This is a genomic window from uncultured Roseibium sp. (assembly GCF_947499295.1).
Lineage (GTDB): Bacteria > Pseudomonadota > Alphaproteobacteria > Rhizobiales > Stappiaceae > Roseibium.
The window spans coordinates 31,341-54,084 of the sequence record NZ_CANMNP010000009.1 but is presented as its reverse complement, the minus strand read 5'-3'; the positions used below and the strand labels follow the sequence as shown (position 1 = coordinate 54,084).

Here is a 22,744-nt window from a genome sequence, read left to right as displayed (position 1 = left end):
GAGCTGATGACTTGAGTGGAGTGATCTGAAATGCGTTCACCCGGTGGACCTAGATTTGCGTCGTTTCTGGATTACATGGTGCGCCACCGGACGGCAGCAAACCTGTTGCTGCTCCTCATGCTTTTGGCCGGAATAGCAGCCAGTACGCAGATCAGAACCCAGTTCTTTCCCGATTTTGTACGCGAAGAAGTCGACGTGGAGATCAACTGGCCTGGTGCCGGGCCGGAAGATCTCGATCAATCCGTCGTGGAAATACTCGGCCCTCAGCTTCTCGCCATCAATGGCGTGGATGAGGCAACGTCCGTTGCCCGTGAAGGTACTGTCAGCATCGAGTTGGAATTCGAAGACGACTGGAACATGGGGCAGGCGACCGACGATGTTAAGGCCGCCGTCGACCAGGCCCGTTCCAGCTTGCCTGAGGGTATCGAGGAGCCGGTGGTCACGCGTGGGGTTTATCGCGACAGGGTGACAGACGTCGTGATTTTCGGGCCGGTGGATATCGACCAGCTGGCCCGGTTCGCGGAAGACTTGCAGACCACCCTATTCCGCCAGGGTGTTACGCGGGTGTCCATTCAGGGACTGGCCAATCCGATTATCAGGGTCAATGTCGGCGAGGACATGCTGGTCCGCCACGATATGACCCTGCGCGAGATCGCCGATGTCGTTGAAGCGGAAATGGAAACCACGCCTGCAGGTGACGTGAGCGGAGGCGGTGCGCGGCTCCGGACGGGCCAGACGCGGCGAAGCGAGCAGGACCTTGGCGAAATTGTCCTCAAGGCACCTTCTCAGGGTGAAAAGCTGCAACTGCGTTCCGTTGCGGAAATCGTGACGGAAGGCGTGGAAAGCGGACGTGCCTACTATCACAAAGGCATGCCGGCAGCTGTGCTGCGGGTCGACAGAAGCGCTCAGGGCGACACCATCTCCATTCAGCGGGATGTTGAACGGATCACCGCAGAATTTCAGGAAACCCTTCCGGAAGGCGTCAAGGTTCAACTGACCCGGACCCGTTCGCAAAACATTATCGACAGGATGAATATCCTGATCGAGAACGGTGCTTTCGGCTTGTCGCTGGTGCTTGCGTTTCTGTTTCTTTTCCTGTCTTCGCGAACGGCGTTCTGGGTCGCTGCTGGCATACCGGTTGCCATGGCGGCAACTATCGGGTTGATGTATGCGTTTGGCCTGACGCTCAATATGGTTTCTGTCTTTGCGCTGATCATTTGTCTCGGCATTGTCGTGGATGATGCGATCGTGGTTGGTGAACACGCAGATTCCCTGCACAGGCGCGGGTACCCGCCCGTAGAAGCTGCCAGTCTTGCAGCGCGCCGGATGACTGCTCCGGTCTTCAGTGCGTCAATCACCACCCTGATTGCTTTTGTCGGACTGATCGCGATCGGCGGCAGGTTCGGGACGCTGATTGCGGACATCCCGTTTACCGTCGCAGTTGTACTGGTTGCCAGTCTCGTCGAGAGCTTCCTGATCCTGCCTGCTCATATGAACCACGCCTTGTCAGCGAGCAAAAAAACTCATTGGTACGATCTGCCGAACCGGTTGTTCAACCGCGGCTTTGTCTGGTTTCGCGAGAACCTGTTCCGACGGTTTGTCGATTGGTTGATTACGGTTCGCTACCCCGTCATCGGTTTTGCAGTGATGGTTCTGTTGCTGTCGCTGACGCTGTTTGTCGATGGCAGTGTCAGGTGGCGCTTCTTCAACGCGCCGGAAAGGGCAGTTGTGTCTGCAAGCATCGCCATGATGCCTGGGTCGGAACGCGAAGACACCAAAGCGATGATTGCTGAATTGGAGCGAGCACTTGATGTCGTGAATACGCGGTATCAAGAGGAGTATGGTACGGAGCCGGTTAGCTTCGCACTTTCGACGGTGGGAGGAACTGCGGGGCGCGGTTTGAGCGGTGCCGATTCCAAGGACGTCGACCAGCTCGGTGGCATTTCCATCGAACTTCTGGATCCGGACCTGCGGCCATACTCCGCGTTTCAGTTCATTGGAGACTGGCGTGAAGAAATCCGGCGGCCGCCGCTTCTTGAAACCCTGGCCCTGCGCGGGGAGCGGTCCGGACCCGGCGGGGACGCCATTGACGTCAAGCTTTATGGATCTTCCACTGAAAACCTCAAAGCGGCGGCTGAGTTCCTGAAACAGGCGCTTGCCCCGATGGAAGGGGTGAGTGCACTTGAAGATACGCTCGCCTATGACAAGCCCGAACTTAGCCTGACGCTGACGCCACGTGGGGAAGCACTGGGTTTCACCACCGATGACGTTGCTCAGATGCTTCGCAACAGGCTGGAAGGTATTGAAGTTGCGGAATTCCCCGTCGGTCGCCGGACTGCCAAGGTCAAGGTCCTGATGCCCGATGACGAAACCGACGCATCGTTTCTTTCCAGCACTCGCATTCGCACCAATTCGGGCACTTATGTCTCACTCAGTGAAATCGTCAATGTGGAGAGCAGTTACGGATTTGCGTCTGTCCGGCGCAGCGATGGTCTTCGCACTTTGAGGGTGACCGGCGATGTTTCGGAAGACGATCCGGAGGCAGCGGCGCGGGTCACAAGCATTCTGGAAAGCGAATTGTTGCCGCAACTCTCATCGGATTTCGATGTTGAAAGCGAGATGAGCGGTCTGGCGGAACAGGAACGGTCCTTCCTGTCGGATGCCATGCTGGGATTTGCGCTCTGCCTGGCAGGGATTTATCTGACGCTTTGCTGGATTTTTGAAAGCTGGACACGTCCGCTGATGATCATGATCATCATCCCGTTCGGTGCGATCGGTATGCTCTGGGGTCACTACCTGCACGGACTGCCGCTGTCGATGTTCTCCGTGGTCGGCTTCATCGGCATGTCCGGTATCATCATCAACGACAGTATCGTGCTTGTCACGACAATCGACGAATACGCCAAAAACCATCCGTTCCGTCAGGCTTTGGTGCAAGGGGTCTGCGATCGTTTGCGGGCAGTCGTGTTGACGACGGCAACGACCGTTTTCGGACTTGCGCCGCTGCTGTTTGAAACGAGTCGTCAGGCGCTCTTCCTGAAGCCGACCGTTATTACCCTGGCTTATGGGCTTGGGGTCGGCCTTTTCCTCGTGATCCTGCTGGTGCCCACGCTTCTGGCGTTGCAAAGCGATTTCGGACAATCTGTTTCAAGCGGGCGCCGGCTTTTGAAAATCCGGGGCCGGCGCCCTTTGTCCGGCAGAGGAACATAGTTCCGTCGGTGCGTTGGTGGGCAGCGTTCGATCTACCCGCCGACCTCCGGTCCGTTGTGCCGATTTGCATCAGGCACCGAACCTGGTTTGCTTCCAGTCTGACAGCCTTTTATTGCAGAAGGGCCGGAGCGTTGTCGGGAACCGGCGAAGCGGGTTGCTTCGTATCAGCGAATGCGGGGACAGCGTTTTCAAAGGCGCTTAGCCAGGCAACCAGGTTCGGATAATTTGACCGCCAATCGCCATTAAAGCGCATGTCGAGATATCCAAGCGCGCAGGCGAGCGTCAAGGACGCTACAGTGACATCGTTTGCAGCAGATGGGGCAGGGGGCGTTTTGGCTTCAAAATGCGCCAGGCCACGCTCGACCTTTGCCCCCTGATAGGCGTCCCAGGCAGGATCCCGGTACTTTGGATCCTTGAAGCGCTTTTCATAAACCCTGAGCAGGGCTGCATCCATAATGCCGTCAGCCAGTGTCTGGTCGCGAAGAACGGTGAAACGGGTATCGCCCTGGGGCAGCAGTTTACCGCCACCAGCCAGATGGTCCAGATACTCCACGATAACGGCGCTGTCATATAGAACATCGCCATTGTCCAGGATCAGTGCCGGGATCTTGCCGAGCGGGTTTTGGCTGCGAAGACTGTCGGATGGGTCTGCGGTGTTCGCGTCTTCCATCTCGATCCTGTCCTTCAATCCTAGGATTGCCGCAGCCAGTTTCACCTTCCGGCCAAACGGTGAAGGCGGTGAAGAACGCAATTTCATGACGATGTTTCCTTAGAATTGGACAGGTGGCGCGTTTTCGGGTGCGGTTAGCGCGGCGCCGGAACAGAGAGGTTACCGGAGCGACAACCTCTGCGGTCGACAGCGGCGCAGGACCTGAATGCGAGATCTTTGGTCAGGCATATGCGGATTTCTTCAAACTCGCCCCTTGAGCAGGTGACGGCCATGCCGTCTTCCTTGAGGCCCGGGTTGGCAAGTCTGAAAGCCTTCTCAACCGTTGCCGGTGCTGCCTTGCCGCGCTTGTTCAGCTTCTCAAATGCGCCCGGAATAGTGATTTTTTCATAGGCTTCACGGGTCAGGCCGAAATAGTCCCCTGGCTCCAGACCCGAGCATGTGCCGTGCTTGCGCCACTGGTGGAAAACAAGCCCATGGCTGGGCATGATATCTTCCATTTCAACAGCGATTTGCCGATCTATCCTTTGGCGTACGCCCGGGCAGGAGGACGGATAACCGTTTTCGTATTGAGGCCATAGGCCATGCACGACGAAACGGAAGGGGTTGCGGACATCACATTGATGAGGGTTCGCGTCTTCACCTTCCTGTTTGCAGTAGGTGGGCGACCAGGACAGCGCAAGGACATAGAAGTCGAAGTCGCCCGGCTGATCGGCGAGCGAAGAGACCGACTGTAGGCTCGCTGCCATCAGACATGCACAAAAGCTCAATGCGCGGCTGATCAGCGCCATGGATTGTCCTTTGCCGCGGGATTTTGCGTCAGTGTGGACGCGCGGTGCTGCAATATGCTCCGTAGACGCGCCATTTGTCCAATGGTGCGAGGCAAGCTTCCACGTTCCAGCTTACGCCGACGAAGCCGGCATGCTCTTCGACCATGTAATGGACGGACTGATAGCTGCCGTCAGATAGGCTTGCCTTGCCGCGGCAGAAACGGCGTGCAAGAGGGCTGACATCGTTGGCCCGGTAGGCCACTTCCGTGATTTCCTCGATGCTGAGAATGGTGCGGCCGCCATAATAGTCTTTCCGTGCCTTTGCAACGGAACCGGCAACTGCGCTTTGAACGGAACCAGCCGTGCAATCCGGCAGGCGAGGTTCACCGCCAAAGGAAAAGTAGGCGCGGTGTTCGTCGGCAATCACAGGCGTGGCCAGGCTTGCACAGGCGGTCAGGACGGACAGGATCAAACGGGCGGAACGGGCAATACGCACGGCAATAACTCCGAAGGCAAACTGAGTGGAGACGATGGGCGAGCAGACGTTCAACGTCAAGCGTCGATCGGAGCAAAAGTGCCCTGCGGTGCAATTATTCGGCGATCAACTGATTGACCTGCCAACTTGTGCCGGGCCCCTGATGCAGAATGTCACACAGCCACGGCAGCACAGTGCGCATTTCATCCGCAAGAGTGAATGGCGGGTTGATCAAAGTCATTCCGGATCCGAGCATCCGGGTATCAGGGCCACTTTTCCCGACATTCAGTTCAATTGCGAGCACATCCCTGATACCGGACAATTCAAAAGCTTCGTGCATTCGGTTGATCGCCTTTGCATCCTTCATTGGATACCAGAGCGCATAGGTCCCACTGGCCCATTTCCGATAGGCCTTGCTAACCGCTTGGGTCATACGATCGAATTCATCGGTCTCTTCATATGCCGGGTCGACCAGCACAAAGCCCCGTTTTTCTTTTGGCGGAAGAAAACTGCCCATGGCCATCCAGCCGTCCAGGTGAATGGTCTTGACCTGATAGTCCCCTTCAAAGTGCGCAGAAAGTGTTTTGAAATCGGCCGGATGCAGCTCGGTCAGGCTTAGCCGGTCAGTCTTTCGCAACATTTGCCGCGTGAGGCTGGGTGACCCGGGATAGACCGTCAGGTCACCACTTGGGTTGAGGTGGCGGATTACGTCGAGCCAGGGAGCGATAAGGGGTGCGACCGAAGCAGGAGCATCGGCAGCGAGAACTTTCCCGATCCCTTGCTGCCACTCGCCTGTTTTGAGAGTTTCTGTAGATTTCAGGTCGTATTGGCCAATGCCGGCATGCGTGTCCAGAACCCGGAAAGGTTTGTCCTTGCGCTGGAAATAGACGATCAACCTGGTCAAAACGATGTGTTTGAGCACATCTCCGATGTTTCCGGCGTGATAGGCGTGACGGTAGTTCATTGAGCACCTTCCCCGGGAGAAGGCTCCGGATCTCGTTTCATGTAGATAACAGCAGTGCCTCCGTGATCTGCCTTCCCGACTTCCTGAAAACCGAGGCGCCCGTGAAACCTCAGGGAACCGGGGTTCGGTGGGCGTTCATTGACTTCGCACAGGAACGAACGGCCCGTCCCGGCGAAGTGGCGGAAGAGCTCCGCGTAAAGCGCGTCTCCGATTCTTCGGCCTCGCAGCGTCTCGTCAACAAAGATGCGGTCTACATAAGCAAAATTGGAATAGCGTTCGCTTACCCAGATATAGTTTGGGCTGCCGTAGTCAGCACCATCCGCCAGGCATAAAAGCAGGCCGACTGGCACGTTGTCGATTTCCGCGACGATATTGATCAATGCGCTGTTGATCAGGTCCAGCATCGCTTCTGCGCTCAGCGCGCTGACACCCGGCGCCGCAGCATTGTTCAGTGGCAGCAGTGTTGCCAGATCTCCGGGAAGAAATGGACGAACCCGGACCGTATTGTTCTCATTGTTCATTCTTGGTTCTTGTCACATGAGTTGCCAGGGGTGCGCTTTCGAGGAGTGACACCTGCAATCATTGAAGACGCGCATCGTGATGCTGGAAAACGATAAGGGCGCAGCAAGGCTGCGCCCTAGAAACCGTTCTCACCAGTGCAGTCACACCGTGATTGGAGGCTTACTCCTCGACAGGTGTGCTGTCTTCTTCCGAGGGACCGCCGTCTTCTTCCACGACCTGCAAGTCCACCGCTTTCGGTCCCTTGCCGCGCCGGTCGGGCTCGGTTTCAAAGGAAATCCGTTGCCCGCTGTCCAGCGAGGCCATACCGGAACGCTCCACAGCTGAAATATGGACGAACACATCCGCGTCGCCTTCATCAGGTGTGATGAAACCGAAACCCTTGTCCGTCTTGAAGAACTTCACCGTACCGGATTGGCGTGGACCGCGTTCAACAGGGGCGTCGTCCCTGCGAGGACGCTGTTGACGGAAGCCGTCGCCGTCACCACCTTCGCGATTGCCGTATCCGCCGCGACCACCGCCATAGCCGCCGTCCCGGCCGCCGCCGTAACCGCCGCCCTCACGACCACCACCGCCGTAACCGCCGCCTTCGCGACCGCCACCGCCACCGCCATAACCACCACGGCCGCCGCCGCCGCCATATCCGCCGCGGCCACCGCCAGCGCCGCCGCCGCCGTAGCCACCACGACCACCGCCGCCGTCACGGTCGCCGAAACCGCCACGTCCGCCGCCGTAACCGCCGCCTTCGCGTTCTCCGCCACCGCCGCCGTAGCCACCTCGGCCTCCGCCGCCATAACCACCGTCCCGGTCGCCGCCGCCGTATCCGCCGCGGCCGCCGCCATATCCGCCATCCCTGTTGTCGCGGCCGTAGCCGCCACCTGAATCATTGTCGCGTCCGCCCCGGTAACCTCCACTGCGGCCGCCGCCATAGTCGCCACCGAAGTCGCTTCCGCCAAAATCACTGCCGAAGTCTTGCGGACCGCCAAACTCGCGCTTGCCGCCGCGTCGACCACGCGACCGCCGGTCCGAATCGCCATCGTGCATTACTAAATCACCTTAATCTCTGTGCCGCACTGACACATCACACCCAATCTCACCCGCCTTCACAGTCGAGTCACTTCGCCAAGACGCACCCGGTACGTCTGTTCAACATTCTGGGATAGGGCTGAAACACACCTGCCACATCCCTCTCCAGCCGCTGCGTCATCATAATAAGGGCGAGAGAGGCAAAATCGCAAGAAATTCCTTGGTCCACGGCCTAATTTGGGGCGTTTTTGGCCGGCCAGGTGTTTGACCAATTGGACAAGTCCGGGGGGGTTCCGTCGCAGGTTTTTCGTGTCGCTTCTTCCAGCAGTACCAGCCCTGTTCCATTCCAGCTCCACCGATTCCAGAGCCCGCATTCGCCGACACCGGAGCCTTTAAAGTAGCTCACAAGTTGCTGATCTGCCGGGATCCACCTGGCATTGTAAATCAGATCCGACGCAATGGGCCCCTTTTCAGACATGCGGGCAACATGTACCTGGCGCGCGGCTCCGTCCTTGCCGGAAAGGACGGCAACATAGGGACTGTTGATGGCGGTGGGTGCGCCGCAAGGAATGATGTAAAGCGATGCCGTGTCTTCAAGAGGCACACGAACGGCGTTTAGGCTGGCGAAGATTGTCGGGTCAATTTCAGAGCAGAGCCTGTTGGCAGACCAAACGGCGGCGACTTCCGGCGGCAATTGATCCGCGCTGACGACAGGGACAGCATGCGGTGCGTCCTTGGCGGGTTCATCGCCCTTTGAGATGATTGCGGCAACGGTACCGGTACGGTCCTGCCGATTGTCGAGCCAGAGCAAGCTTGCCTTCAGGCCTTGCAGGGGAACTGGAACGGCAACCGGCTCTGCATCTCCCACGGGGGGTAACTGAATTTTCAATTCGCGGCCGGAACGCATGGCCTCCAGCAAGGTCACGGTGGCAGGGCCTGTCGGATACCAGAAGCCTTCACCGCCTAGCGGGCGGAAGCCCGCAGGTGGGGTCACCGCGGTTTGCATCTCGCGCAGTTGCTCGATCGGCAGAGCCTCGATAACGCCGCCATCAACTTCAAACTGCAATGTTCCGTCCTGAGGAAGCTCGGTATTGGTTGTCAGACGCACCAATGGCTGTGCCTCGGCCTGCCAATCGCGAACGATCCGAACATCCACCCAGACGGACTGAGACCTGGTAAAGGAAGACGCAAAACACACACCGGTATTGCCGCAGTCAACGGTCCAGCCTTCAAAGCTGGGGGGCGTTCTGCCGGGCTGCGCCATTCCCGCCGAGGCGGGGACAAGGGCTGCCGCCGTTGTTATCAGCAGTGTTAATAGTCTTCGCTTCATATGGTTCGGATACCCGATTGTGGCTGCCGTCTTCTCAGCGGTCTTGTCTTCTTGTACGAAATGCTTGCGGCAAGGTGAAGCCGCTTGTGATCATATTCCTAATAACGGCCTGTGTTGTCCCGTATTAGTTATAATGCCGGAGCTTGGGTTTCACGAGAGGAGGCGGTTTTGTCGCAAGAAGAAAATGGACCCGACGGCCAGGACGGTGACGAGATGCCGCCGATCCAGGTCATGGTAATCGTCGTTACACAGTTTCAGCAGAACTGCTCGCTGATCTGGGATCCGGCGACAATGAAGGGTGCTGTGGTGGACCCTGGTGGCGATGTCGAGCGCATTCAGGCTGCAATTGAAAAGCAGGGTGTCAGCGTCGAAAAAATTGTGCTTACTCACGGCCACATCGATCATGTGGGTGGCGCAGCCGATCTTGCTGCTGCGTTGAAAGTGCCCGTTGAAGGCCCTCACGAAGCCGACCAGCCACTGATCGACAGGATCTCCGATCAGGCCGTGCAATTCGGTGTGGATGGCGTCAAACCGGTTATGCCGGATCGATGGATGGTCGAGGGGGATCAGATCGACATTGCCGGGCGAACATTCGATGTACTGCATTGTCCGGGTCATTCGCCCGGTCACCTGGTTTTCTTTGACAAGGAACTGCGGTTTGCCATCTCCGGCGACGTACTGTTTGCAGGATCGATCGGCAGAACCGATCTACCTGGAGGCGATCACGCGACTTTGATCAAATCCATTCAGGAAAAACTGCTGCCGCTTGGTGATGATGTCTCGTTCTTGCCCGGTCACGGCCAGGCATCGACACTGGGACAGGAACGGGAAACAAATCCGTTTCTGACCTAAAGGGCTACGCTGCCCAAAACCGGGTTGTCAGAGCAAAGCCCGAAGGTCATCGATGCGATCGTTGACCAGCCAGCCATAATAGTTCTCGCGGGGCCAGGATCTACCGGTTCTGCGGAACTTGGCAGCTCGACTCCAGGGGTCGCCGAGATTGTAGAGGGTTGCCGTCAGACCCGGATTGTTTGAGATGTCGACTTTGCCTACGGACTTATAAGCTGCAATCGCGTCCTGAATGATCGCCGCCATGTAGTGGAGCGAGATATTCGGATCCATGGTTGCCTTATAGACTTCCTTCGGCTTGGAAGCCTCGAGCTTGCGATAATTGCTTTGACGGGCAACTCGGTCGGTCATCTTGAGGACGGTGAGCGGGCTCAATTGACCCAGTCCGAAACTCTGACCTGAGAACAGCGGCTGAAAAAATGCTTCATTGAAGTTCTTCTTCGGATACCGAACGCCATCAACCCTGCGGCCACGAAACTTGCTGTTCCAGACATTCTCATAGCAGGACCAGCGCCGGTCGCTGCTCTTTTGAATGTGGTCTTTGTTGCAGCGCTCAAACTGTGGACGTTCAACAAAAGTGTCGACATGCTCGCCATTCAATTCGAATTCGAACCTGATGCCGGCATAGGCAAGCGCCTTGACGTAGTATGACTGAGCGCTGTCGAGTGTGTCGTAATTGTAGGTGTGTTCGCCGACAATCGCGCCGATGAGGTGGATCGGGTCTATACCGTAGCGCTTGGACACCCGCTTTATGGAGCCTAGCAGCCGGCGGTCACGCTTGAGAACCGACAAAACCTTGTTGAACTTGGCATCGTAGCTGGATTTGGACGCATTGGTGCGGCGGGAGGAAGCAAATGGGATCTTGGGTTGGGACTTGTATCTGTTGCCTTCAGGGACCGCGCGCACGGACTGCGCCTGCGCTTCGGTAACCGGCATCAGGTGTGTCGACACCGGGTTGATTAGCAACGCCAATGCAAGGCATCCTGTCGCCAGTCTGGATGAGAACCTAAGCGGGCCGGTCTTCCTGCACATTGTGATCGCTCTGCGATTGACGTTGTTGTTAATGTTTCGCCGAACAGAACCCGGCAGCGCCTCGAACCATAACGGTTTCACATAGTTCGCTGAGCGCGACTGTAAATAACTCATTTTTCAGATTGCCCCCAGAAAAAAGCACCGCCACATACAAGATGCAAGCGGTACGCTTTTCTAAGTCGGGGACATCAACAAAGAAGTGATGACTATCACAGGGTTTCGGAATCCTGTGATCAACCATATTAGTGTACCTCGCCGGAGAGATGGCATCACAGGTGAGTTACGAACACGCTTCTTTGAAGAATTGACGTACTCGTCCCAAAATCTGTTCTTGGTCGAGGCCATTGCTGGATCGGCCGATGAGTTCTCTTTCTTTCGGTTCGTCACGAGGGATGATCTGAATTCATGCCCACATAGGCCGTCGCCACCTCGATGGATCATCTGCATTCGTTGACATTTCAGTCGAAAATATAGCCGACACCTCGAACGGTTCGAATGATTTCCGGCTTATCCGGATTAGGTTCGATTTTTCGCCGGATGCGGGAAATGCGTAGGTCGATGGATCTGTCAAAGGGCTCCCAAGCCTTGTCATGCGCCTGTTCAAGCAGTTGGTCCCGAATGAGTATCCGTCCGCGGTTGGCCGCAAATACGCGTAGTAGACGGAACTCCATGGCTGTAATGGTAACTTCATTGCCATCAGGCCCAAAGAGCCGACCGCTATCAACGTCAAGTCGACTGGGTCCGAATTGCACCGCACCTTCCGGTGCTTTGGCCCTGTCCCTCGTTCCCTGGCCAATTTCATTTCGCCGGATCGTCGCCTTGATCCGCGCTTGAAGCTCTCGAAGATCGACCGGCTTTACAAGATAGTCATCTGCGCCAAATTCCAAGCCGAGAATCTTGTCGACCAATTCACCCGCTGCCGTCAGCATGAGAACGGGCACAACAGAAGTTTTTCTCAATTCCCGCAGAGCTGTCTGGCCGTCTTTTCCTGGCATTCTGACATCGAGCAACACGAGATCCGGTTCCCGCTCATTCATCAAAACAAACAAGGACGTAGCGTCTTCAGCTTCCCGGATCAGATAGCCACACTCACTCAGATGATCACTCAACATTCTTCTCAGTGGCGCTTCGTCATCACAGATTATGATTTCGTGACAGTCCTCGCTCATGCAGTTTTCTCACTTTGTTCAACAATCTGTTTTAACAGCAGAAGAAGCTCATCTTTTGCGATGGGCTTTTCGATATGTGGACATCCGGTCGAGCTGAAAAAGCGTTGAATTTTGTCACTCAAAGTGTCTCCTGTGACAAAACCCACCCGTTGGGCTGCTTCCGGTGCGATGACTTCCAGCGCGTAGAAGAATTCTGCGCCATTGATGCCAGGCATTTTGTAATCGCACAGGATGGCATCGTAAGATTGAGCTTCTACCTTTCGTAGCGCCTCTCTTGGGGAGACGCCCTTCGTTGCGTTGTATCCTGCTTCATTCAGAATATCGTAGAGAAGCTGAGCAACGCCAACATCGTCATCAACAATGAGAACCGAGATATTTCCAGGAGCAACTTCCTCATTGACGCGCGTCTTGATGATTTCCGCTTTGTCCGCCGCAGCGGGCAATTTGACGGAAAAACGGGTTCCTTTTCCCGGAGCTGATTTCAATACAAGTTTTCCGTCATGGTTGGCGACGATGCGATGACTGAATGCAAGGCCGACGCCCGTGCCCTTGCCGACATCCTTGGTCGTGAAGAAGGGCTCGAAAATTCGTTTTTGCAGATGCAATGGAATACCCGGCCCATTGTCCTCCACGTCAACAACCACCCGCCGAGACCCACCCTCGAATCGTGTCCGAACGGAAAGCTTGCCCGCTTGTCCAAGAGGTTGAACGGCTTGCTTTGCGTTCGTGATGAGATTGCTGAAAACCTGCGTCAGTTGATCGAAGTCGCCAGAAACCAGCGGCACGCTTTTGTCGAGTGTGCTGGTAAGGATAGTGCCGCTGGACGTTAGTCCGTAGTTAGAGACTTCGAGGACGGTCGCCAGCACGTCGTTGACGGAACAGAGCTCCACCCTCGCTGGTCTGCGACGCGCCATGGACAAGAACGTTCGAACGATTTTTGTTGCCCGTTCTGAGGACTGGCAGATCAAGTCGACGCGTCCCGCCTGAACCGGGTCGGAGATTTTGCCCTGAAGCATCTGGGCGTAGCCAGAAATTACAGAAAGCGGATTGTTGAGTTCATGTGCGACACCTGCAAGAAGTTCACCGAGTGCGGAGAGTTTTTCGTTTTGGTGGACTAGCTCGCGTTGACGCTCCAGCTCTGCCTGCATGGCAAGTTGATCGGAAATATCCCGGGTGGAGGAGACGATGACATCTTCGCCCTTGTAGTCGGTGACCCTGGCTGCTGTCAGACCTTCCATGATAGAACCGTCGGCTCTGCGGAATTGCACGCGATAGTCGTCAAGCTGACCTGTCGGCAAAAGCGCCTCCAGGTATGCCTCGCGATCTTCCGGCTTCATAAAGAAACTGAGTGTCGTCTCGATACTGCCGAAGCGTTCCCTGGATGCAGGTGGACAATAGATAATTTTCCCGTCGTCGACCCGTGAGACCAGAAAATTCGCCGGACAGGCTTCCACAATCTTTCGCAGCAGCATGTCGGCTTCGCGTTGCTCTTCCTCCGCACGAAGCTGCTCGGTGACATCCATAAAGGAGACCAGATAGCCGTTCAGTTCGGTCTTGTGCGCCGAGGCAAGCAGTGTTGCTCCGTTTGCGAGTTTCAGGGTTATCTTTTTCTCATAGGTGCGGATGGTGTTTTCGAGCTCTTCCACATAAGCAGCCTCTTCGAGGCCTTCTGGAATACACATCACATCGGCATTGAAAAGCCGCCGCATTATTGAGACGACATTCTCGCCAATTTCGGGTGCGGGAATGTTGCTGAAAAACATGCGGTGCCATTCGCGGTTTGCCATCGAGAAGTTGAGGTTTGCGTCGTAGAGCACCAAGCCCTCATCCAGAGACTGGATGGCATCATTTAGAACAGAGAGACTGAGCTCCTCCGCTTCAATCAAGGCAGTCGTGTCGGTAACCACGATCACTCTGCCGTCGTCCTGAGTGACGGCCCGTTCTACAAAAAAGTGGCGGCCGTCTTTAAAACTGACTTCCATGGACGCGAGCGTTTGACGCTGTTCCTGAGCGGCCCTGCTGAAGTCGGCAGCAGCATCGTTTCCAACTGGCTGTCCCTTCACGGTGGCGATGTGGCAGGCGAGGATTTCGATCCGTTGCTCATCCGACAGCGCGAGAATTTCGTCGACACTTAGTTGGAAAGGGGCCGCGAAGGCCTCATTGCAATGTGTGAAACGACCATCTGCGCTTTCAATGGCAACCCCCACCGGCAGGCGAGCGACCACGTCCGTAAACAGACGTTCGGCTTTGAAACGCTCAGTGATGTCGAGCACGGTTGCGACGACTCCTCCGCCCTTGAGGCGGGTAAGCGTGATAACTCTGTACGTGCCGTCAGCTACCTTAATGTCGATTTTGAGGGTGCCGAGTTCGTCGAGGGTCCGGAAAATTTCCTTTGGTCCGCCGGCTGGCCCTCGAATGATGGTGACGTGGCCGTCGCTCATAGCGCGCTGGATGACTTCTGTCATCGGAGTGCCCGGCTTCAAGACATCCTTATGTGGTCCAAGCATGTTCGCATACTGGTTGTTTGCGTATACCAAGCGCCGGTCCCTGTCATAAAGCACAAAGCCTTCACCGAAAGCCTCAATTGCTTCGAGCAAAACATGTTCGCCGATCTTGTCCTGCGAGTGAGGTCGGGCAACTTCCCGCAATTCGGTCAGGAAATTGCCCTGCTTGGTTTTACTGGAGGTTGCCCGCAAAACACGGCCGTCTCGGTGATGCAGGTAGGCATTTCCATGGCTTGCCATTTTTTCTTGCAGATCATTGGCAAACTGACCTGGATCAGCGTCGGCTAGGATGTCGAAGCAATTATGATCGACCAGGTCTGCGAAAATCTCTTGGAAACCTCTGTGGACCGAAAACAGTCTTGTGTCGTTTTCAAAGACGAGTTCGCGAAAAACTGCGTTGGAGGAAATCAGACGCCAGGTGTGGTCCCAGAGCGCGGCACCTTCTGAAAGGGCCTCGAAACCGTCCAAAAGAATGCTGGACGACGGCTGGTCGCTGCCCGTCTCCTCAATGGAAGGTGTGTGTGACCCCAGATCCGAAACAGGCTCACTTTCAACGATATCGCTTGAACTGTCTGCAGCCATGTGCGGCACCTCGTTTGATTTCGTCTGGCATTTGATGCAGCTGTCATGGTGCTGCTCGAAGCTTCGGATCACTCTAGGACATTGTTTTTGTTTGCATAGGTTTAACCCCGATAAAGCAAGAAAGGCGGCGGATTTTCCCGCCGCCTGACATCTCGCAGTACCGAAAGTTAAATGATGAACACGTCCGACTGGGCATCGAGATCAAGATGCCCAAGCAAGATGACGGAGACATCTGCGTTTTGACCGGCATTGTCACGAATGTGAACCACCGTTGCATCTCCGATACCGTCTACGTCGAAAAACGTGTGCTCGAAATAGGCTTCGGCACCCAGGCCGTTTGAGAAGCTCGACTGTTCTCCGAGGAAGTTCGCACCGCCAAAACCCTCGAAAAAGAGCATGTCACCGCCATCACCGAAATCGAAGATGATGTCCATCGGATTGCCGCCAGAACCACCGCTGTCACCTGACTGGAAATGGAATGTGTCCCAGCCCGCGCCTCCGAAAAGGCCATCGCCAAAGTTGAACCCCTGGCTGTTGGTTCCACCACTGATGAAGTCGTTGCCTTCACCGCCATTTATGAGGTCAATGCCGGCTCCACCGTAAAGACTGTCAGCTCCATCCTCGCCATAAACCAGGTCGTTGCCGTCGCCGCCATATTGCGTATCGTTGCCGATCCCGCCATACAATTTGTCCCGGTCTTCACCGCCGAACATCTGATCGGCTCCTGACCCGCCATTTATTGTATCTTCTCCTTGCTGCCCATAGAGGAAGTCGTTGCCGCCGTCGCCATTGACTTCGTCGTCGCCTTCGCCACCGTAGAGGGAGTCATTGCCCCAACCGCCGTTCAGGACGTCGGCGCCATTCTGACCCCACAGGATGTCGTTGCCGTTGGCGCCCGACATCACGTCATCGCCATTCCCGCCCTGCATGGCATCAGCGCCAATTCCGCCATACATGGTGTCGGCGCCGTCGCCGCCCCACATCAGATCATTGCCGGAACCACCGTTCAGATTGTCATCGCCATCTTCACCATAAAGCCGGTCGATGCCGCTGCCGCCGAAAAGGGTGTCGTTTCCTTCTTCGCCGAAAAGGGTATCGTTTCCGGATTCGCCATAGAGGGTGTCGTCGTCCCGGCCACCGTGGAGGGTGTCGTTGTCACTACCACCGTAGAGAATGTCGTCTCCAAAGTCGCCATAGATCAGATCTTCGCCGTTGCCGCCGTAAAGCCTGTCGTCACCCGTGCCACCGCTGATTAAGTCATCGCCGTCCTGACCATAGACGCGGTCATTGTGCCGGTTTCCATAGAGGCGATCGTTCCCATGACCGCCATAAAGGAGATCATCTTCGTTTCCGCCATAGAGATAATCGTCACCGTGGCCACCGCTCAAAAGGTCGTTTCCGCCGTCACCTTCCAGAGTGTCGTTGCCGGTTCCGCCGAGAAGTTCATCATCGCCGCGCCAACCTGATAGGTAGTCATCACCGGTGCCGCCATTGAGGATGTCGTTGCCATCATGACCGTAAAGTTTGTCGTCGCCGCTATCGCCGTTAAGTCGGTCTGCGCCGTTTCCGCCATAAATGTAGTCGTTGTCGCTGCCACCATAGGCAACATCGTTGCCGCCGTTGAGCCAGAGATTGTCGACGCCACCGAGACCATAGGCAATGTCGATGCCATCGCCACCGGCATAAAAATCGTCATCATACCAGTCGATCCAAATGGTTTGATCCAACGGTTGGAAATTTCCAGCTTCAAAACTGAGGTTCGATGGAAAAGGCTCAAACCGGTTGGCAGCGCCCAATTTTTTAAGATTTGAACTTAGATTTGACTGGAGGCGAGACACTGCGCTGGCAAAATCCGATTCTAGTTCGGCAATGACGTTCCAGTTTGCAGATGCCTGGTCATCAGCTTCAGCATTTGCCAACCCAATCTGTTTGAGATTGTTGAGCGAACGGCCACGCATTGCGATTGGTTCTAGACCACCTTCACTCTCGAACTCGATGCCGAGGCTTGGGCCTTCACGCTCTGCGCGTCTGCCATTGTAATCATTGAAAATAGTCTCGCGCCCTTGTGTTTCTGAGATGATTTCCTCAATGTCGCCCTTTCTGAGGGGCTCGGAAGGTCGCAGTTGTTCAAATTTACCGGTGTTGGCAGGAGATGTGTTTGCTCGGCCAGTTAGCCTGGTAGACATTTCAATATTCCTTCAAGTGTATGCAGCCCTGTTGCTACTTTGGGTTCAAACTGTCCTGCCCAGTTCCGCGTTGAATTCGATAGCGGAGCAGCTATCTTCAGCGCCGGATGTATCTGCTGGATGTTTGGATGAAGGAAGAAACGTCTTAATTGTAAGCCACGTATCAGCAGCTGTTTTACATTTGATACAAATGATACTTTTCGACAGGCGCGAATTTGGGAGGAAATCACTGGCTCAAATCGACGGACAAATTGTATCCAGATGAGGCTAGCGTGCTGGCAACTATATAAAGCAGGTCTAGTTTATTATTTTGCTTTCATTGTTCTGACGCTGCTGGCCGGCCCCATGTGTAGCCGCACCGCCTTAGGAACGCCGAGAAAATCATAGAAAGCGCGGTGCTGCCGAAGGCCACAGAGTTCTCTTTGAATGGTGACGTGCCAGAGCGCTTCGCTTGCGTCGGCAAGTCTTGCGTGCCTTTCTTCTGGCGAACGATCCAGATCTGCCTCGGCCTTCTTCAACCTATCGAGAGCCGCCTCCAGCTTCTTGTTCAGGCGGGAGAGTGTCGATGCCTTTTCGTTTAGGATCTCCTGCTCAAGTGCAGCTGCCAATGGGTCCTTGTCGGACATTGATGTCTGTCTAGGCGGTCGAACACTCATCTTGCTTGTTCCGTCTGCAAGTCTTCTTTCGCGAAGGTCACACGGGGGATTTGTTCAGGGCAAGATCTTTTTCGAACCAGAGAAGTCCGATGAGGGCAAGAAGTTTCAAAACGCAAGGAATGCCGGCATAGGTGATGCTGAGCAGAAAGCCGAGTTCAGGTGTCATCGTACCGCCCGGCTGGTATCCCGCCAGGCCCAGCAGGGGCAGCGCCAGACCGGTCGCGACCGCAAGCGCGCCCTTTGATTGAAAGGCCATGACAGAGAACAGCCTGGAGGCATCAGCCTGCCGGTGGTCTTCATCGATGTGGTCTGCAAGAATTGCTGGTGGAAGAGCCAGATCAGCGCCGAGCGCCAGTCCCGACAACGCGCATACCAGTGCGTAGGCCGTAATGTCCCCTGGCTGCAAAAGTGCGGCCCAGCAGAATGTCAGGATTGCAGCCCCGAGTGAACATTGCCAGGCGCGCATTTTCCCTAGGCGGGCTGCAAACCATGTCCAAATTGGCATGGAAAGCGCACCGGCAAGAAAGTAAATAAGCAGAAACAAACCGGTCAATGATTCCGCTTCCAGACGATCCCGGATGAAAAACAGCACCAGAACAGCCGGAATAGCACTGGCGAACGTGTTCAGGAAGACCATGCCAAAGAACAGCGCCCGCCAGCGATCACCGATCAACTTCAACCATCCGGTTCCACGAACATTTGCCGGTGGCTCGTTGACGGGGGTCTGCCGCATCCAACGCAACAGCAGCCAAAGGGCTATTGCCAGGAACGGCAGGTAAGCCAGCGACAGCCAGTGAAAGGCAGCTTCCTTGCCACTAAGACCGGCCAAAAGCGGAGGGGCAACGGACGCGGCCAGCAAACCGAGCAGACCGACCGCTTCACGGCTCGCGGTTATTCTTGTGCGGTCCCGGCTATGGGTTCGCCATAGGCCGCCAAGCGTCTGGAAATTTATCGACACGACGGAGAAGCCGGTGGTGCAAAGCAATACTGAAATGGCAAACCACAGCAAAGGAATCTGTTCCATGGGATGAAACAGCATCCAGAAACCCGCACCCAGCAGGACGGCGCCGGCTCCAAGGATCATTCCGCGCCGATGATGAAACCTGTCGCTGAGGCTGCCGATCAAAGGGTCCTGGACGGCATCGAACAAACGCAGACCGAGCAGGACAGCCCCTAGAGCGGCCAGAGGTTGCCCGAGCGTTACAGCATAAAAATCAGGAGCATGAAGGTAGATTGGCAGCCCGGCGAAGGCCAGGGGAAAGGCCATTGCGCTATAGGCAGCCAGTCCTGAGATTGAAACAGGGACAGTTCTGGACTGAAAGGAAGATGTTGGTGTGCCTCGCGCCCCTTTGGGCTGAGGGGCGGGTTCAGGCGAAATTGCAGTTTTCATCGGCGAAGTGTGTGGGTCGTCGGTGTCTGATGTCACGAACCGCCGCCGACAAGCTTGGCGCGCAATTGTGGATTGCGTGTGCTGTTACCGAGCCAAATCGAGAAGAATTTGTTTGTGAAGGCTGCGTCGTTGATCGAGCCCAGTTTGCGGTTGCCGAGGTAAAAGATGGTGCTTCCCTTCGCCGTGCGGACACCAATGATCGATTGACCGGAGGAGACATTCGGGAAAATGGACTGCATCTGCTTGGTCCAGCTGTCCAATTGCTGTTGGGACACACCGCCCTGACGTTTGATTTCCTTCACGGAGCTTGATGTGATGTCTTTGCCCTTGAAATTCCGGAGATATGTGAGTTTCAGGGCGAAGGGGGTCGAAGGGCGATAACTGCCGCCGGGGGCGTAAAGTTCTGCATCAAAGACCTTGAAACCCAGATATGTCATTCGACCCTTGCCCACCAGCTCGGCGGATGGAACGGATCTTGCGGCCGCTCCGAGGTCGGCCCGAGCAGTATCTGGCATGACCAGGGCAAACGTGAGCAGCAGGCTGAACAGCGCCGTTGCGGGCCAGCGTGAAACTTTTGTGATGAGGCGCTGGATCATGTTCATTCCTCCGGACGGCAGTTCTGTCTTGAGCGACTGCTCTGCCTACGAGCGAGAACGGCTGCTAGATTTTCAAAAAATGAACCGCAGACTTCACGCGTTCGTGAAATCGGTGCTCAACGGCCGGTTTTGGCGTTCCGCATTCTGCGGATTTGGTACAAATATTCGCCTGTCATGTTTTCTTCGATTTCGCGATGCACTATACTGTCTTTCAGAGACAGTCTGCTTCCTTTCGGGAACCTGCGGTGAATGCTGGGGTTGTCGGCAAGGAAATATTAGCAAGTCGACGATACGCCGACATGAATATTTCGGCGGTACTTCCAAAGAGACAGTCAAAACAATGCGTCCGGAGATGACGGCGGCAGCTTAGGCCAGTGCGATGAGTGAGATTGACCTAAAACCGAAACAAAAGACCAAAGTTCAGCGGCCAAAGCTTTATAAGGTCGTGCTGGTGAATGACGACTACACACCGCGTGAATTTGTGGTTCTGATTTTGAAGGCCGAATTTCGGCTGGACATGGCGCAGGCTGAGGTGGTCATGATCACGGCCCATCAAAAAGGGGCCTGTGTTGTTTCGGTCTATCCGAAAGATGTGGCTGAGACGAAGGCGACGCGCGCGATTGATGCAGCAGGGCAACTTGGCTATCCGCTGCAGTTCACGGTCGAACCCGAATAATTTTTAGCTTTCTCAGCCTCTGGTCTCTCATGACCCAAAACGCGATTTCTGCCGAACCGACTGGAATGCGAGTGAGATCGCCGGAGACAGGTCTGGTCGTCAATCGCCCGACGCCGGCGGATCAAGCATGTCCTCAAAGAACCAGGCTGTGAGTTCGTTTCGGCTGGAAACACCCGCCTTCCGGTAAACAGATGAGGCCTGTTGGCGAACAGTCTTTTCTCATGTCTGTCGAAGTCCTGCTATTTCCCGGAAGGACAATCCCTTCAACATGCCGATGACAACATCCTGCTCGCTGCCGGTGAGGTTCCAGGCGTCAAACTGTTTTTGCATCATTGCGCTGTATTGCCCTGCAGTCCAGGGGATCTGGAATCAATCCGGGCAAGTTGACCGCGCGCGTTTTGGAGCTGACCGCCAAGATCCTTCAGAGCATTTTGCTGAGCGCGGCGTTCAAAAACAAATCCCGCCAGCACCAGTGCGCTCAGGGCCAGCCTTGCAACATGGTCGGCCATTGAGTGCAAGGTTTCTCCACTCATGAATTTTGAGACGATTTCAACAAGGCTGGTGCCAAAAACAATGACCACGAAGACAGCGATGCAATCGATTTGCCCTCTCATTGTGGCGTCGATGATTTGCCCGCAATTATCGAGGATCGAACCTTCTTCAAGATCGGCAGCGACGGTGGTCTGTTGGTGGAACCGGTCTCCATGACAATGATGGAAATGTCGCCGGGCGAGCGCTGCGAGATTGTTGTCGATCTGTCGGACGGGGCTTCGGCTGAGTTGCTTGTCATTTTCGAAGACGAGATTGACGCCGAAGAAGAAGGGCTGATCAGCGGTTTGCAAAGCATTTTCAATGAAATCAATGTGCCTGCAACAAAATGGTCTTTGAAGCTGCATGCCGATGAGGATGGGTGCGAAACAGCTTTCGGCCAAACGGTGAGCGGACAGGCCTGGTTTCTGGCATGAAATCTGCTGTTCCAAGCTAATAGACAAGGCTAGGAACAGGATCCGTCCCACTATGAAACGCGATGCGAAACCGTTTGCACCGGAACAAAACACTTCCTTTCGCAAAGTTGTCGTCACAGGGGGATTAGGCTTTGTCGGAGCCCGGGTAGCTTCCCGGTTGGCATCGATGGAAAATGTTGAAGAACTCGTGATTTTCGACCGTGTTACCTATGCAGCGGACTTCCGACGGCTCGGATATCCGTTTTCGGGGAAAAGTCTGCCGATTCTGCGTGGTGATATACGCTCGGTGTCGGACGTTTCCAGAGCACTTGAGGGAAGTGATGCAGTCATTCATCTGGCAGCGGAAACGCATGTGCCACGATCGATTGTCAATCCCGAACTCTTTTTCGACGTCAACGTGGTCGGAACGGAGACCCTTTTGAATGCCGCCCGCGATCTCGGCGTCAAGAAATTCATCCATGTCAGCACACATCAGGTTTATGGTTCGGGTAGGGGCGCGCTCAAGGAAACCGCACCATTGCGGCCTGAAACACCCTATGCAACGTCGAAGGCAATGGCCGAAGAAGCCGTAATACAGGCAGCACAGACCGGGTTGAATGCAACGATTCTGCGTCCGGTGACAACGGTTGGGGCAGGTCAGCATTCGGAAAAGAGGATCCCGCGACTGGTCATCGAGGCACTCAGACGGCAACGACTTTCGCTTGAAGCAGATGGCCGGACCGAACGTTCCTACCTGCCTGTCGGTGATCTGTCGGCTGCCATCTGCCAATTGCTTTGTCTGCCGTCCTCCGAAAATCTTTCGGTCTATAACCTTGGCGGTGAAGAGCGCTTATCCGATCTGCGGGTGGCAAAGAGGATTTATGACCTGGCGGGAGCTCGAACCGGCTTGCGTTTTGTGAAGGAACAGGGCAGCGGTGAACCGGCCGCTTGTCTGAATGACAAAGCCATCCGAGCGCTTGGATATCGGCAAAACGGTTTTTTCGATGAAGAACTCAGGGCTCTTTACGGCGCTTACCTGTCACGGGCAGATCGATTGTTGCAGGCAAGTTGATGCCCGCCCGCCCGCCCGTCCGCTTGCGAGTGCTCGAGCCAAGGGGATGAGGGGCGCCCAACCGGGTCAAACAAAAGCGGCCTTGAATGAAACTCAAGACCGCTTTGATTTTCATGTATTCACGTTC

20 protein-coding genes are annotated in these 22,744 nt (G+C 55.6%); 5 read left to right on the top strand and 15 right to left on the bottom strand.

Translation table 11 applies throughout. The features are described 5' to 3' along the window. Positions 1-30: 30 nt before the first annotated feature. On the top strand, positions 31-3,210 hold the full coding sequence (locus Q0835_RS15255; protein ID WP_298962613.1) for an efflux RND transporter permease subunit: 3,180 nt from the start codon (positions 31-33) through the stop codon (positions 3,208-3,210). A gap of 109 nt (positions 3,211-3,319) precedes the next feature. On the opposite strand, the gene Q0835_RS15250 is transcribed toward Q0835_RS15255, so the two are convergent. The 7 genes from Q0835_RS15250 to Q0835_RS15220 all read right to left on the bottom strand — a co-directional run bounded on the left by Q0835_RS15250 (position 3,320) and on the right by Q0835_RS15220 (position 8,961). Beyond that, positions 3,320-3,967: a glutathione S-transferase family protein gene (locus Q0835_RS15250; RefSeq protein ID WP_298962610.1), complete on the bottom strand. Its 648-nt coding sequence runs from the start codon at positions 3,965-3,967 to the stop codon at positions 3,320-3,322. A gap of 47 nt (positions 3,968-4,014) precedes the next feature. Further along, complete coding sequence (locus tag Q0835_RS15245) at positions 4,015-4,668, bottom strand: ribonuclease T (RefSeq protein ID WP_298962607.1); 654 nt, start codon at positions 4,666-4,668, stop codon at positions 4,015-4,017. A 28-nt stretch (positions 4,669-4,696) separates the two neighbouring features. Next, the gene (locus Q0835_RS15240; protein WP_298812407.1) at positions 4,697-5,143 is read right to left on the bottom strand and encodes a cytoplasmic protein; all 447 of its coding nucleotides are present in this window, start codon (positions 5,141-5,143) and stop codon (positions 4,697-4,699) included. Positions 5,144-5,237: 94 nt separating this feature from the next. Next, positions 5,238-6,086, bottom strand: a complete 849-nt coding sequence (rlmJ, locus tag Q0835_RS15235) for a 23S rRNA (adenine(2030)-N(6))-methyltransferase RlmJ (RefSeq protein WP_298812405.1) — start codon at positions 6,084-6,086, stop codon at positions 5,238-5,240. After that, the gene (locus Q0835_RS15230) at positions 6,083-6,607 is read right to left on the bottom strand and encodes a GNAT family N-acetyltransferase (RefSeq protein ID WP_298962604.1); all 525 of its coding nucleotides are present in this window, start codon (positions 6,605-6,607) and stop codon (positions 6,083-6,085) included. Before Q0835_RS15230 ends, rlmJ begins: the two co-directional genes overlap by 4 nt. A 160-nt stretch (positions 6,608-6,767) precedes the next feature. Next, the gene (locus Q0835_RS15225; protein ID WP_298962601.1) at positions 6,768-7,649 is read right to left on the bottom strand and encodes a cold-shock protein; all 882 of its coding nucleotides are present in this window, start codon (positions 7,647-7,649) and stop codon (positions 6,768-6,770) included. A 214-nt stretch (positions 7,650-7,863) separates the two neighbouring features. Continuing rightward, positions 7,864-8,961 (bottom strand): DUF1176 domain-containing protein, encoded by a 1,098-nt coding sequence (locus Q0835_RS15220; protein WP_298812399.1) that lies wholly within the window; start codon positions 8,959-8,961, stop codon positions 7,864-7,866. A gap of 213 nt (positions 8,962-9,174) precedes the next feature. Between Q0835_RS15220 and Q0835_RS15215 the strand changes: the two genes are divergently transcribed. Then, the gene (locus Q0835_RS15215; RefSeq protein ID WP_298813189.1) at positions 9,175-9,813 is read left to right on the top strand and encodes an MBL fold metallo-hydrolase; all 639 of its coding nucleotides are present in this window, start codon (positions 9,175-9,177) and stop codon (positions 9,811-9,813) included. Positions 9,814-9,840: 27 nt separating this feature from the next. Here Q0835_RS15215 and Q0835_RS15210 read toward each other — a convergent pair whose 3' ends face one another. The 7 genes from Q0835_RS15210 to Q0835_RS15180 all read right to left on the bottom strand — a co-directional run bounded on the left by Q0835_RS15210 (position 9,841) and on the right by Q0835_RS15180 (position 19,925). After that, positions 9,841-10,746 carry a DUF1402 family protein gene (locus Q0835_RS15210; RefSeq protein WP_363324504.1) on the bottom strand — a complete coding sequence of 302 codons (906 nt, stop codon included), beginning with the start codon at positions 10,744-10,746 and terminating at the stop codon, positions 9,841-9,843. Between the two features lie 554 nt (positions 10,747-11,300). Beyond that, the gene (locus Q0835_RS15205; protein ID WP_298962594.1) at positions 11,301-12,011 is read right to left on the bottom strand and encodes a response regulator transcription factor; all 711 of its coding nucleotides are present in this window, start codon (positions 12,009-12,011) and stop codon (positions 11,301-11,303) included. After that, entirely contained in the window at positions 12,008-15,097 is a 3,090-nt protein-coding gene (locus tag Q0835_RS15200; RefSeq protein WP_298962592.1) for a PAS-domain containing protein, read from the bottom strand. Before Q0835_RS15200 ends, Q0835_RS15205 begins: the two co-directional genes overlap by 4 nt. Before the next feature lie 167 nt (positions 15,098-15,264). Further along, a complete protein-coding gene (locus Q0835_RS15195; RefSeq protein WP_298962590.1) occupies positions 15,265-17,283 on the bottom strand; it encodes a calcium-binding protein in 2,019 nt (672 codons plus the stop codon). Between the two features lie 305 nt (positions 17,284-17,588). Then, positions 17,589-17,909 (bottom strand): DUF6665 family protein, encoded by a 321-nt coding sequence (locus tag Q0835_RS15190; RefSeq protein WP_298962588.1) that lies wholly within the window; start codon positions 17,907-17,909, stop codon positions 17,589-17,591. A gap of 67 nt (positions 17,910-17,976) precedes the next feature. Next, positions 17,977-19,365: an MFS transporter gene (locus tag Q0835_RS15185; RefSeq protein ID WP_298962585.1), complete on the bottom strand. Its 1,389-nt coding sequence runs from the start codon at positions 19,363-19,365 to the stop codon at positions 17,977-17,979. After that, entirely contained in the window at positions 19,362-19,925 is a 564-nt protein-coding gene (locus Q0835_RS15180; protein ID WP_298962582.1) for a chalcone isomerase family protein, read from the bottom strand. Before Q0835_RS15180 ends, Q0835_RS15185 begins: the two co-directional genes overlap by 4 nt. A gap of 379 nt (positions 19,926-20,304) precedes the next feature. On the opposite strand from Q0835_RS15180, the gene clpS reads away from it, so the two are divergent. After that, the gene (gene clpS, locus Q0835_RS15175) at positions 20,305-20,601 is read left to right on the top strand and encodes an ATP-dependent Clp protease adapter ClpS (RefSeq protein ID WP_298812378.1); all 297 of its coding nucleotides are present in this window, start codon (positions 20,305-20,307) and stop codon (positions 20,599-20,601) included. A gap of 329 nt (positions 20,602-20,930) precedes the next feature. Here the strand turns inward: clpS and Q0835_RS15170 are convergent, their stop codons facing one another. After that, a complete protein-coding gene (locus Q0835_RS15170) occupies positions 20,931-21,215 on the bottom strand; it encodes a hypothetical protein (protein ID WP_298812374.1) in 285 nt (94 codons plus the stop codon). A gap of 15 nt (positions 21,216-21,230) precedes the next feature. Here Q0835_RS15170 and Q0835_RS15165 point away from each other — a divergent pair, with 15 nt between their 5' ends. Both Q0835_RS15165 and Q0835_RS15160 read left to right on the top strand, forming a co-directional pair. Continuing rightward, positions 21,231-21,566: a hypothetical protein gene (locus Q0835_RS15165; RefSeq protein ID WP_298962580.1), complete on the top strand. Its 336-nt coding sequence runs from the start codon at positions 21,231-21,233 to the stop codon at positions 21,564-21,566. A gap of 52 nt (positions 21,567-21,618) precedes the next feature. After that, on the top strand, positions 21,619-22,617 hold the full coding sequence (locus Q0835_RS15160) for an NAD-dependent epimerase/dehydratase family protein (RefSeq protein WP_298962578.1): 999 nt from the start codon (positions 21,619-21,621) through the stop codon (positions 22,615-22,617). The last annotated feature ends 127 nt before the right edge of the window (positions 22,618-22,744 follow it).